Origin of the sequence: Paenibacillus rigui (assembly GCF_002234615.1) — a bacterium.
GTDB lineage: Bacteria > Bacillota > Bacilli > Paenibacillales > NBRC-103111 > Paenibacillus_S > Paenibacillus_S rigui.
Genome location: NZ_NMQW01000079.1, coordinates 1 through 12479, shown reverse-complemented (window position 1 = coordinate 12479; position 12479 = coordinate 1). Strand labels below are relative to the sequence as shown.

The following is a 12479-nucleotide window of genomic DNA, read 5'->3' as shown; positions in this document are numbered from 1 at the left end:
ACCTTAACGAAGTTGCCTTACATATTTAAATATCAGACTCAGGCGCCGAAGGCCAATATAAGAAAACAGCCCGGGACCCGATCGTCCCGGACTGCTTCATTTTCCCCTATCGGCCTACTAAAAGGAAGGCCCACTCCCCTACTTACGAAGCCATTTCCTGCTGCTGCAGAGCAGGCTGAGCTACCTCGGCAGCATACTGCTTGCCTTTGGCTTTATCATACTGCCCTTCCCATTTGGACATTACGACAGCTGCCAGCGAGTTGCCGAGCACGTTGACCACCGTACGGGCCATGTCCAGAAGCCGGTCAATGCCCGCGATGAAGGCGAGGCCTTCAATCGGAATGTTCACCGAGCCGAGTGTCGCCAGCAGAACCACGAAGCTGACGCCCGGTACGCCGGCGATCCCTTTGGAGGACACCATCAGCACCAGCAGCAGTGTGATCTGCGTGCTGATCGGAAGATGAATGCCGTACATTTGCGCAATGAAGATCGCCGCCAGCGCCTGATACAGCGTGGAGCCGTCCAGGTTAAACGAGTACCCCGTCGGAATAACGAACGAAGTAATCGACTTCGGACAGCCGAATTTCTCCATCTTCTCCATAATTTTCGGCAGCACGCTCTCCGAGCTGGCTGTCGAGTACGCGAGCAGCAGCTCGCTTTTTAAAATTTTAATTAACGTGATAATACTTGTTCCGCACATTTTGGCAATAATACCGAAGACGACGAAGATGAAGAACAGCATGGCTCCATACACCGACAGCACCAATTTGCCGAGCGGGATTAAGGACGCCAGACCGAATTTGGACACCGTCACGCCGATCAGAGCAAAGACACCGATAGGAGCGAAGTTCATAATTTTGTTCGTCACCCAGAACATCGCATCCGCTACGCCTTCGAAGAAATGGATGACCGGCTTGCCCTTCTCGCCAATCGCCGCAAGTCCGAGACCAAACATCACAGCAAAGAAAATAATGGCGAGCATGTCCCCCGCGGCCAACGATTGAATAATATTCGTCGGCACAATGTTGACGATGGTATCGATGAAGTTATGCCCCACCTTGTCGCTCGTCTCGACATATTTATGAATATCGGTTTTGGCCAAGTGCGTCATATCGACTCCTGCACCGGGCTTGATCAGGTTCGCCGTCAGCAAGCCGACGATAATAGCGATCGTGGTGACGATTTCAAAATACAAAATCGATTTACCGCCGAGCTTCCCCAGCTTTTTCATATCCCCGACACCCGCAACCCCGACAATCAGAGTCGAAATGACGATGGGAACGACAATCATTTTAATTAACCGGATAAACAAATCACCGGCAGGCTTAAAATACGTCTCAACAGCCGGATTCCCATAAAAAATCGCTCCTATGATAATCCCCAAGGCCAGTCCGATGAAAATTTGCGCTGCTAATCCTATTTTCTTCACTGTCTTTGCCCTCCTCGGTTGGAATTGCTTTCATGACTTAGTTTAAAATGCGCTCTACCAAAACCGACAGAAACCGACGCGTTGAGGTTAAAATATTATTAAGATTCGATAAAAGGGAAAAACTTCGGTACAATAATGTAAATCTTATTCATACGAACCGGGATGTGCTGTCCTTGAAAGAACGATTTGCCGCTTTTCTCCTTATGCTGATCGCTGTGCCTTTGGCGGGAGAAGTGAAGTTTTATCCGTTTCATGACGATTTCCGCATCAGCCTCGGGACACCGGTCTTTTTCTTTTTCCTGCTATGGATACGTCAGGTTGCTCCGGTGCTGTCCGGTCTCGCCGTCGGGGCTTGCGTAGCGTTATTCCGGATAGGCTGGGATACGCTGTTCCATGGCTCGGAGCTGACCTGGGGCAGTCTGTTCCAGCTGCATTACCCGGTTTTCTTTTATTACTTAACGTACGCTTGTTTATTTCAGCTGCTGCGGATGAACCGCGAGCCTTACCGTCCGCTTCGGGTCGGTGCTTTGGACATTGTGATTGAAACGGTGTCCAGCTTCGCCGAGCTATCCGTACGGCACTCGGTGGCGGAGGAATGGTCCCGCATTACGGTATACGGTGAAATTATTCTGATAGCGCTGATCCGGAGCTTTTTCGTGCTCGGCTTTTATAACATTATTCAGCTGCGCCAAGCCGTACTGAACGAGGAACAACAGCGTGCGCAAAATGAGCAGGTGCTTGTCATGATATCCAACCTGTACGAGGAATCGGTCCAGCTGCAAAAAACGCTCGGCGACGCCGAATCGATTACCCGGGACTGCTATGATTTGTATCGAAGTCTTCAAGAGCTCGATCCCGCAGACGCCGCTCAAACCAAAGCCTTGGCGCAAAAAGCGCTGCTCATCTCGGGACAGGTTCATGACATTAAAAAAGACAACCAGCGTATTTATGCCGGCTTGGCCAAGCTGATTAATGAGGAAAGTACGGCAGATTATATGGAGGCGGGCCAGATCGGCGAGCTGATTGTACGGACGAATCGCAAATATGCGGCAGCGCTCGGCAAATCCGTGCAATTCCAGTTACACGTAGAGGCCGTGCTGCCTGCCCTCCAGGTGTTCACTGTCCTCTCGCTTGTCAATAATTTGGCGGCCAATGCGGTCGAAGCGATCAGGCAGGAAGGCATCGTCTGGATCGAAGCCCGCCTGGAGCAAGAGTGGCTGCTGTTCCGGGTAGCGGATAACGGACCGGGCATTGCTGACAAAAGGCGGGAGCGTATTTTTACTCCGGGCTACACCACGAAGTATGATGCGGCAGGCCAACCGTCGACGGGGATGGGACTATTTTATATCCGCCAGGTGGCGGAAGGGCTCGGAGGCCGCATCGTGGTGGAGGAAGAGCTGCGTGAAGGCGAAAGCACGGCGCTGACGATCTGCCTGCCCCTGCATAAACTGACGAAGAAAGGATAACCCTATGCGTTTTTATATTGTGGATGATGATCAGGGCGTCCGCCTGATGCTCTCGGATTTGATCGAGGATGAAGCGCTCGGCGAGGTTGTAGGGGAAGCGGAGGATGGTTCCCTCGTAGACCCGGAGGTGCTCAACCTGAAGAAGGTTGACATCTTGCTGATTGACCTCCTGATGCCCGTTCGAGACGGCATACAGACCGTCCGGGAAATAGCGCCGCACTTCAAAGGGAAAATCATTATGATTTCCCAAATCGAGACAAAGGATATGATCGGGGAGGCCTACTCCCTCGGCATCGAATATTATATCGCCAAGCCGATCAACCGGCTCGAGGTGCTGTCGGTCATCCGGAGGGTCGAGGAGCGCGTCCGGCTGCAAAAGTCCATTCACGCGATTCAACAGACGCTGCAGGTGCTCGATTTCGGCAAGTCGCCGGGGCCGCAGTTGAAGCCCAGCTCGGAGCAAAACATCGTGACCGCCGGCCGCACTTTATTGTCCGAGCTCGGCATGCTGGGAGAAAGCGGGAGCAAGGATCTGCTCAACATGCTGGAGCTGCTGTATCAATACGACATGGAATCCGCGGCTCCGCATTCGTTCCCGGCGCTCAAAGATTTGTTCCGGAGCCTGGCGATCCGCCGCCTCGGTCCCGCCGCAGCGGAAACGGACATCGGCAAGGAAGTGAAGGCTTCCGAGCAGCGGGTCCGCAGAGCTATTTTACAAACACTGAATCATGTGGCCTCGCTGGGACTGACTGACTATTCCAATCCAAAGTTTGAAAACTACGCTTCGCGTTATTTTGATTTCACCGAGGTACGCAAAAAAATGCTCGAGCTGCAAAACGCCGCCGAGCCGTCTCCGCTGCCAACCCGCATCAATACGAAAAAATTCGTGCAGGTGCTCTATTTGGAGGCCAAGCGTTTGATGCATTGAAGCAAAAATACCCCTTTGCCGATATGGAAAAAGGGCTCGACGCTCTCCACGCCGACAGGCAGCATCCCGCAACGAATCTTCGCTGGTCCGCCTGACTGTGTATTTCATTGGCTGTGGATATGTGGATATGTGGAAGGAAAGCAGGTTCTTTCTTATGGTTTGGCCCCTGTTGACTATGTGGATAAGATTGTGGATAACCAGCTTCCTTGTCCACCCCTGCTATTGCTGTTATGCTCTTATTAATACTATTGGGCAAAAGAGGTTCTGCTATGACGGATACATTGATGTTTTGGGGAACAGGCGACTCCATGGGGGTTCCCCGGGTTCACTGCTCCTGCCCCATATGTGAGGAAGCAAGAACGACAGGCCGGAACCGGAGATACCGTTCCTCGGTCAGTCTGCAATCCGCCGCACATGGAGCACTGCTTATCGACTGCGGGCCGGATTGGCGGACGCAGATGGAGCAGTTCGGCCTGAGGGACATGGACCAGGTGCTCATAACCCATGCGCATTTCGACCATATCGCAGGGCTGCCGGAATGGGCGGATGCCTGCCGCTGGCAGGGCAAAAAAGGCCGCGTATTCGCGCCCCTGGAAGTACTCGAGATCATCCGCAGGCAATTCTCGTGGCTGGAGCAGCATCTCGAGCTTCATGATTGCAGCGCCGGGCTCGATTGGGGATCGTGGCGAATTCATCCCTGGAAAGTGTGCCATGGCAAGAACGGCTATGCCTATGCTTACCGTTTCGATCGTACGGAACACACCCCTTACAGCTTTGCGTACTGCTCCGATTCCATTCACCTGCAAGGAGAGGAGCTCCTCCCCTTATACGGGCTGCAGCTGCTCATTCTCGGCACCAACTTTTATAAAGAGGACGCGCCGTTCCATACAAGATCGGTTTATGATATGACGGAGGCACTGCAATTGCTCGAGGAGACGGCTCCTGTCCGGGCCATCTTTACCCATATGTCCCATGGCGTAGACATTCGCTTGGCTGCAGAGCCGGACGGTTATGCGCTGCCGCCCCACGTCCGTCTGGCGGAAACCGGATGGATCGTACCGCTTCATTAATGCAAGTGTACCTTCACTCTACCTTGGCGCCGTAGGAGCGGAGGAAAGCGACGGCTTGTCCCGCATCCATGCGTGCGCCTTTGACATCGAACGATTTGAAATTCACCCCGTCCAGCACAGCCCCTCTAAGATCCGCGCCGAACAGACGAACCCTGCTGAGCTGCGCCCTGCTGAAATCGGCGTCACGAAGATCACATTTTTCCAGATTGCATTCGTACAAATCCGCTTCCACAAAACGAACGCCCCTCATCGACTGCTTGGACAAATTGGCATGACGCAGGCTGGTATAGGACCAGTCCCCTTTTTCAATCGTGACACCGTCCAGAGAGGCTTCCGAGAAGTCGGAGCCGACCATTTTACACTCCTCGAACTTGGATACGAACAGGTTTGCTCCATGGAACCTGCAGTTTGTAAAGGCCGAGCCGGTATGAACCGATCCATTCAGCTGTGCCCCCGAGAAGTCGCATTCTACGAATTGGCAGCCAACGGTCCATACCTCCTCCAGATGCGCCCCGCGAAACCGACAGCGTGTAAAAGTACACTGGCGCAGCTCCCCATCGCGCAAATCCTTATGACTGAAATCCACTTCCGTATATTGTTGTTCGATATAGGAATACATCCGTTCTCCCCCGCTTCTCGTTTCTCCAATCGCGTCATCCCGGTACAGGCCCCATGGCCAGCAGCCTTTGAGCTCTTGCCATCCAGAATCACTCCTTCCCATTATGGGCGCTGCCTAAGCGAAACTGCAAGCTTTCCAATGAATATGGTAAATCCAAGGGCAATCGGGAAAACTAATTAAAATATGGCGGCCGCTGGAGGCAGTCCAAGCAGGCCCTCCGCAAGAATGACTGGCTGCTATTCACCTGCCGAGGAAAAGAATAGACAGAGGCCTCGTTGACAAAAGATGTCATTATGATTTAATATATGAACATATACTCATATATTCATTTTTGAGATTTGGAGGACTTGTATGGAATCTTATAATCTTCCGCAGCAGCCTGACACTGCTGTACGAACGTTGGATGAAGAATCCTTGTTTATGGTTTCCCAGACGTTTAAAGCGTTGTCCGATACGACGCGCATCCGAATTCTATACTTATTATCGCAAAAAGAATGCTCCGTCAACGAAATTGCCGACGAGCTGTCCTTACTGCAATCAACCGTATCGCATCAGCTGCGCTTTCTCAAAAATTTGCGTCTGGTCAAGTTTCGCCGCGCCGGTACGACGCTCTATTATTCGCACGATGATGAGCATGTCATGGATTTGCTCACTCAGGCCATTCATCACGCCAACCATGATTAGCTAGGTTCCTATTCGTTTCACACTGCTGAACCCCCGTCAGCCGCCGCATTCGCGCGACCGTTCAGGGGTGGAAAGAGGAGAGGCTCATGCAAGAATATCGTGTCAAAGGACTCAGCTGCGCCAACTGCACCCGAGAGCTCGAAGAGCAGATTCAAAAGCTTGAGCACGGGGCAAGCGCAACGTTAAGCTATAACAGCGGGAGACTGCGGGTAGACCCGAAGGTACCACTGCCGAGAATACGTGAAATTTTAAAAGGAGACGGGGCTTACCTGGAGGCAGCCCCCGCCAAAATAAGACGAGCGCCCGATGCTGCGCCTTCAAGCGGTATCTCCTTGCCTCATTCGGAGCATGCAGCCGGTTTGGAGCAGACCGCAGTAGACGATGATGCAGGGAATTCCGATGCGTATCAAACAAATGCATTGCATTCGAGTCTGCAGCCTTTCGGAGAAGCGCCTGCCCACGATCACAAGCATACCCAAGGACTCAGCAAGGATCGCACTGGACAAGGGCATGCTGCCCACGAAGGGAGCAGCGCTGCTACAGCCCATGGCGGCCATGGACATGGTCATCCTCAAGGGCACCCTGCTCACGCCGGGAACATCCCTGCTTCTGTTCACGACGGCCATGCTCACGATCATGACCCTGATCCTGCAGCAAGCTTAGGGCATCATCACGACCACGCTGCAGATGACGACCATGACCATGACCATTCGCACGGCAGCACCAGTCAAACGCGCCAGCTTATCATTTCCGCCGTATTGTATGGAGCGGCTTTGTTGATTCAGGATCGCCTGCCTATGCCTGTCAGCATTATCCTCTATCTGGCGGCCATTGTACTTAGCGGCTACGGCACATTCATCAAGGGGCTGAAGCGGCTGCTGCGGCTGCAGTTCAATATGGACACTCTGATGACTGTCGCCCTGATCGGTGCCATCGGCATCGGGGAGTGGAAGGAAGCAACGCTGGTTGCGATTTTGTTCGGGATCAACGAGAAGCTGGAAGGCATGGGCATGGAAAAAGCCCGGCGCAGCATGGAGACACTGCTCCAGGTCGCGCCGAAGCAAGCGATCCTGCTCCACGGCGGTAAAGAAACTATCGTCCCCATCGAATCGCTGAAGGTCGGAGACCGGGTGCTGGTCAGGGCCGGAGAGAAGATTCCTTCCGACGGCCGTGTGGTGGAAGGCACGGCCAGCGTGAACGAAGCGGCGATCACCGGAGAATCGCTGCCGCTTAGTAAAGCTAAGGGCGATTCGGTCTTTGGCGGCAGCATCAACCAGGACGGTTTGCTGCAAATCGAGATCGAGAAAGCCTACGAGGACTCCTCTCTCGCCCGCATTCTTCACCTTGTGCAGGAAGCGCAGGAAACGAAAACACCGACGGAATTATTTATTAACCGGTTCGCCAAATATTACACGCCAGCCATTATGATCATTGCACTTCTGGTCGTTATCATCCCGCCGCTGTTGTTTCAGGGCAGCTGGAAAGAATGGCTGTATCAAGGACTCGCTGTCCTCATCGTCGGCTGTCCTTGCGCCCTGATCCTTGCATCCCCAATCGCGATTGTGGCTGGAATTACCCGCAATGCACGGCACGGGATTCTTATCAAAGGCGGCGTATTTCTTGAACAGCTGGGCCGGATCAACACACTGGCCTTCGACAAAACCGGTACGCTCACACTAGGCGAGCCGCACGTAGAACGGACGGTCATCTTTACCGCGGATAAAGAGCGGTTTTACCGCATCGCCGGCGCCATGGAACAATCGTCGACCCATCCGCTTGCCAAGGCAATCATGAAGGAGCTCGCAAGCAAAAAAATACCGGCTCATGCTGCGGATACCTCTCCGGACATCCAGACCGCTTCGGGCCGCGGCATCGAAGCGGTTATCGAGGGCAAGCGCTACTGGCTGGGCAACGAAGCGCACCTGAGTCACCTTACGCTGCCGGCCTCCGTGCAGCGTGAAGTGGAGCAGCTCAAAGCAGAAGGGCTCACGCTCGTGCTCGTGGCCGATGAAGAAGCCGTACTCGGCATGTTCGGCATCGCCGACGAGATTCGCCCCGAGAGCCGCGAGGTGATCGCGGCGCTGCATGCAGGCGGTGGAATTCGCCGCACGGTCATGCTGACCGGCGACCATCCGCAAACCGCGGCCAAGGTCGCCCATGCCGTAGGCGTAACCGCCTACTATGGGGGCCTGCTCCCGCAGGACAAGGTCGCCCAAATCCGCGGGCTGATGCAGGAAGGCCGCGTCGCCATGGTCGGCGACGGCATCAACGACGCCCCCGCCCTGGCCGCAGCCGAGCTCGGCATCGCGATGGGCAAAGGCACCGATAGCGCCATCGAAACGGCGGACATCGTGCTGATGCAGGACCACCTGGGCAAGCTGCCCGAAGCCATTCGAATCGCCCGCCGGGTGAACCGGACGATTCGTCTGAATCTGGGCATTGCCATGGGCCTGAAGCTGGCTGCGCTGCTCCTCACCATCCCCGGCTGGCTCACATTATGGTTCGCCATTCTGTCCGATATGGGCGCGACAATTCTCATCACCTTGATCAGTCTCACGCTGCTCATCGAACGGGGACCGGAACGGGCAGTCTAAGCAGGGCCAACCGCTTCCCCGTCTTTCAATGAACTGCTGAACTGGATCAGAGTGCTGCCAAAGTCAGTAGAAGTTGATTCGATAAATATACATTGTTACAGCATTCAAAAAAACGAGCCATCCCGCATGATGTCGGGAAGGCTCGTTTTTATTTCACGCAGAGGTCTATTGTCCTCCCCTAAAGCTTTAGTTTGTTCCCTGCGGCTGGTGTGCCGCGCGCTGCTGCTCCATTTGCGCTTTCAGCTCATCCACCGTCACGCCTTTCTCCGCTGCCATTGCTTCCAGCTTCGCTTGGCGCTCCTGCTCCATCTGTGCCTTCAGCTCATCCACGGTGATTCCTTTCTCTGCTGCTAGCTGCTCCAAGTTCGCTCCACCGCGGTTACCGCCGTCCTTGCCCCCACGCTGCTGCTCCATCTGCGCTTTCAGCTCATCTACCGTAATGCCCTTCTCGGCTGCCGTCGCCTCCAACTTTGCTTGGCGCTCCTGCTCCATATGCGCCCTCAGCTCGTCCACGGTGATTCCTTTTTCCGCTGCTAGCTGCTCCAGGTTAAACCCACCGTGGTTACCGCCGTCCTTGCCCCCACGCTCCTGCTCCATCTGCGCCTTCAGCTCGTCCACGGTGATCCCTTTCTCTGCTGCTAGCTGCTCCAGGTTAAACCCACCGTGGTTACCGCCGTCCTTGCCCCCACGCTCCTGCTCCATTTGCGCTTTCAGCTCATCAACGGTGATCCCTTTCTCCGCTGCCGTCGCTTCCAGCTTCGCTTGGCGCTCCTGCTCCATCTGTGCCTTCAGCTCGTCCACGGTGATTCCTTTTTCCGCTGCTAGCTGCTCTAAATTCGCACCGCCACGGCGGTTTCCTTCATTTCCGCGTCCTTGCTTCATCTGAGCCTTCAGCTCATCTACCGTAATGCCTTTATTGGCTGCAAGCTGGTTCAAATCAACATTCACGTTACTTTTATCTGCAAAATATTTAGATTGCGCCTGGTCCCGGTTTTGTACAGGAACCTCAGCGGCAAAAGCGGATCCCATAGCACTGAATACGAATACGGCTCCCAAAGTGGCTGCGACTAATTTTTTATTCATTTTCATAGTTTATTCCTCCGTTTATTTTTATTTGTGGTGTTTCTTGTTTACATCCCCTATAATATAGGCCCAAGCTGAATTGTCCCTGAGCGTCAACTGTAAAGTCTCTTAAAATGACTTTCAGCAAATTTTGGATGCTAAAAGTAATCCCCAAATAAATACCAGACCCATTTTTATGGTAGGATGAAAAAGGGTCCTTATTTTAACCTTAAGGTAAGGAGTGATTGCTATGACTTGGAGTAAAATCGCAATTATCGGCTCCGCCGGTGCCGGCAAATCCACATTTTCGAGACAGCTGGGCAAACATACAGGCTTACCCGTGTACCATCTGGATGCTCTGCATTGGAAGCCTGGTTGGGTGCCTACCCCGAGAGAGGAATGGGATGCGTTTCAACGCCAACTAGTGCAGGGCGGCCAATGGATTATAGACGGAAACTATGCCCGAACATTGGACATCCGGCTGCAGGCGGCGGATACGATCATTTGGCTCGATATGCCCACCTATTTATGTCTATACCGGGCCGTCAAAAGAACTCTTATGTACCGCGGCAAAACAAGGCCTGACTTAACAGCCGGCTGTCCTGAACGGTTTGAACTGCAATTTTTGAAATGGATTTGGAACTTTCGAAAAAAACAACGCCCCGCCCTGCTAAACCGGCTAACCGCATTAAGCGGCCAAAAGACCGTCATTATTCTACGTTCTCCGAAGGAAGCGGAACATTTTCTCAAACAGATCCCCTCCTCCCTAACACAAGCTTAATACTCCTGCATACCGAAACAGCCGTATTTGTGTATAACCATGTACTCGGAAGGACCGATGATGCTGTGGATTGCTCCTGATGCATTTATCCATAAACATTTGTAGATATGTAGATAATCATTAAATCAACTTCGGTTATCCCCATGGGGATAAGTAATGCTTGCTTGTGGGACAATCCCCTGTTGATAACCCATATCCGGCCGCTGAAAAAAAGGCATAAGCAGATGATGATAGCCCTGTCTATGATTACAAAAAAGCAATACGGAGAACTATAAAACATGAATTTGCTCTAAATAGATCATGCCCGGTCGAAACAACACTTGAAACAAAAAGAAAGAGGAATCGCAACGATGCGCAGGAAGTCAATGGCTCGCTTGTCTGCAGCAAGGTGGATCGTTATTTCCTATTTTGCTGCCACTTTGCTGATCACAGTCTTATTGATGCTCCCTATTAGTCACAAGCAGGGAGTTCACTTGTCTTGGATCGATGGATTTTTTACAGCAGTCAGTGCCGTAAGTGTTACGGGATTAACTACCGTAAGCACAGCTGATACATTCAGCCGCTTTGGAGCGGTTATCTTAATGATAGGTTTTCAGCTAGGTGGGCTAGGTATTATGGCCATGGGGAGCTTTTATTGGTTGCTGCTGGGTCAGTCCATCGGCTTATGGCAAAGAAAGCTGTTGATGATCGACCAGAACCGGTACAATCTCTCGGGTATCGTGTACTTGATTCGGCTCATTATCGGCATCACCTTGTTATTGGAAGGAATCAGCGGCATCATTTTTGCTTTCTACTTTTATTACAACGGACAAGCTCAAGGTCTGGGATCCGCCCTCTATTATGGGCTATTTCATTCCGTCTCAGCCTACACGAATGCGGGATTCGATCTGTTCGGCAACTCCATGATCGATTACTCACACCATTATGCCGTACAAACCTTGACCATGCTGCTTATTATTATGGGCGGCATCGGGTTTCCCGTTCTGGTCGAGCTGGTATCGTATCTTACACAAGTAAAGCAACCGAACCGTTTTCGATTCTCCTTGTATACCAAGGTGACCACCTTCACGTTCGGAATTTTACTGGTTGGCGGGGCTTTAGGCATGTGGATTACAGAAGGCTCGCATGCTTTTGCCAATAAAAATGGATCGGAAGTGTTCTTCAACTCGCTCTTCTCTTCCGTTACCGCACGGAGCGCAGGTTTGGCTACCTTTAATTATGCCGAGGTGACAGATGCCAGCAAGCTGCTGCTCTCCTTGCTTATGTTTATCGGCGCCAGTCCTTCCAGTATGGGCGGAGGCGTCCGGACGACTACGATAGCGGTAATTGTCTTGTCGGTCCTTACCTTTGCCCGCGGCCGCACGGAAATCCGGGTATTCAAAAGATCGGTCCGGCAAGAAGATGTGATGAAATGCTATATATTTTGTGCTACGGGTGCTGCACTGGTTTTGTCAGGTATTTTTGCTATCCTGATAGCCGAGGGTCACCGGTTCGATCTCATTTCCGTGCTCTTCGAGGTCAGCTCCGCTTTCGGTACCTGCGGCTTGTCTACAGGCATAACGAGCGAGCTCTCTGCCCCGAGCAAAATCACATTGGTCCTTCTCATGTTTATCGGACGTATTGGCATGATGCTGTTCTTGACCTCCATGATGTCCGGCAGGCCCCAGGCAGACCTCCGTTATCCCGAGGAAAAGCTGATTGTCGGCTAAAAAGCAAAAAGCCACCCCCGGGGGTGGCTTCTAAGGACAACTGGCTTTACCGTCGTTTCCTTACAGACCAACGTTCCAATGCTGACTCCTTAGAAAAAAGAAAAAAGTCTTGAGATATTACTCTCAAGACTCTTTAA

General features: G+C 52.7%; 10 protein-coding genes. 7 read left to right on the top strand and 3 right to left on the bottom strand.

Annotation, left to right across the window (positions count from 1 at the left end):
- Positions 1–142 precede the first annotated feature (142 nt).
- Complete coding sequence (locus tag CF651_RS31360) at positions 143–1429, bottom strand: cation:dicarboxylate symporter family transporter (RefSeq protein WP_094018800.1); 1287 nt, start codon at positions 1427–1429, stop codon at positions 143–145.
- A gap of 164 nt (positions 1430–1593) precedes the next feature.
- Here CF651_RS31360 and CF651_RS31355 point away from each other — a divergent pair, with 164 nt between their 5' ends.
- The 3 genes from CF651_RS31355 (at position 1594) to CF651_RS31345 (ending at position 4893) form a co-directional block, all read left to right on the top strand.
- Positions 1594–2895 (top strand): sensor histidine kinase, encoded by a 1302-nt coding sequence (locus CF651_RS31355; RefSeq protein ID WP_425436375.1) that lies wholly within the window; start codon positions 1594–1596, stop codon positions 2893–2895.
- A 4-nt stretch (positions 2896–2899) separates the two neighbouring features.
- Positions 2900–3823, top strand: coding sequence for a DNA-binding domain-containing protein (locus tag CF651_RS31350; RefSeq protein WP_094018799.1), 924 nt, complete (start codon positions 2900–2902; stop codon positions 3821–3823).
- A 269-nt stretch (positions 3824–4092) separates the two neighbouring features.
- Complete coding sequence (locus CF651_RS31345) at positions 4093–4893, top strand: MBL fold metallo-hydrolase (RefSeq protein ID WP_094018798.1); 801 nt, start codon at positions 4093–4095, stop codon at positions 4891–4893.
- Positions 4894–4906: 13 nt separating this feature from the next.
- Here CF651_RS31345 and CF651_RS31340 read toward each other — a convergent pair whose 3' ends face one another.
- Positions 4907–5512: a pentapeptide repeat-containing protein gene (locus CF651_RS31340; RefSeq protein WP_094018833.1), complete on the bottom strand. Its 606-nt coding sequence runs from the start codon at positions 5510–5512 to the stop codon at positions 4907–4909.
- Between the two features lie 351 nt (positions 5513–5863).
- Between CF651_RS31340 and CF651_RS31335 the strand changes: the two genes are divergently transcribed.
- Positions 5864–6196: an ArsR/SmtB family transcription factor gene (locus CF651_RS31335; protein ID WP_094018797.1), complete on the top strand. Its 333-nt coding sequence runs from the start codon at positions 5864–5866 to the stop codon at positions 6194–6196.
- Between the two features lie 86 nt (positions 6197–6282).
- Positions 6283–8790, top strand: a complete 2508-nt coding sequence (locus CF651_RS31330) for a cation-translocating P-type ATPase (protein WP_094018796.1) — start codon at positions 6283–6285, stop codon at positions 8788–8790.
- Positions 8791–8976: 186 nt separating this feature from the next.
- Here the strand turns inward: CF651_RS31330 and CF651_RS31325 are convergent, their stop codons facing one another.
- Positions 8977–9879: a hypothetical protein gene (locus CF651_RS31325; protein ID WP_094018795.1), complete on the bottom strand. Its 903-nt coding sequence runs from the start codon at positions 9877–9879 to the stop codon at positions 8977–8979.
- Positions 9880–10102: 223 nt separating this feature from the next.
- Between CF651_RS31325 and CF651_RS31320 the strand changes: the two genes are divergently transcribed.
- A complete protein-coding gene (locus tag CF651_RS31320) occupies positions 10103–10633 on the top strand; it encodes a DNA topology modulation protein (protein ID WP_094018794.1) in 531 nt (176 codons plus the stop codon).
- A gap of 350 nt (positions 10634–10983) precedes the next feature.
- The gene (locus CF651_RS31315) at positions 10984–12342 is read left to right on the top strand and encodes a TrkH family potassium uptake protein (RefSeq protein ID WP_094018793.1); all 1359 of its coding nucleotides are present in this window, start codon (positions 10984–10986) and stop codon (positions 12340–12342) included.
- Positions 12343–12479 lie beyond the last annotated feature (137 nt).

Excerpts from the sequence above, each read along its gene's own strand:
- CF651_RS31345 (WP_094018798.1), top strand. The coding sequence starts at position 4,093 with ATGACGGATACATTGATGTTTTGGGGAACAGGCGACTCCATGGGGGTT.
- CF651_RS31340 (WP_094018833.1), bottom strand. The coding sequence starts at position 5,512 with ATGTATTCCTATATCGAACAACAATATACGGAAGTGGATTTCAGTCAT.
- CF651_RS31350 (WP_094018799.1), top strand. The coding sequence starts at position 2,900 with ATGCGTTTTTATATTGTGGATGATGATCAGGGCGTCCGCCTGATGCTC.
- CF651_RS31320 (WP_094018794.1), top strand. The coding sequence starts at position 10,103 with ATGACTTGGAGTAAAATCGCAATTATCGGCTCCGCCGGTGCCGGCAAA.
- CF651_RS31330 (WP_094018796.1), top strand. The coding sequence starts at position 6,283 with ATGCAAGAATATCGTGTCAAAGGACTCAGCTGCGCCAACTGCACCCGA.
- CF651_RS31335 (WP_094018797.1), top strand. The coding sequence starts at position 5,864 with ATGGAATCTTATAATCTTCCGCAGCAGCCTGACACTGCTGTACGAACG.
- CF651_RS31315 (WP_094018793.1), top strand. The coding sequence starts at position 10,984 with ATGCGCAGGAAGTCAATGGCTCGCTTGTCTGCAGCAAGGTGGATCGTT.
- CF651_RS31325 (WP_094018795.1), bottom strand. The coding sequence starts at position 9,879 with ATGAAAATGAATAAAAAATTAGTCGCAGCCACTTTGGGAGCCGTATTC.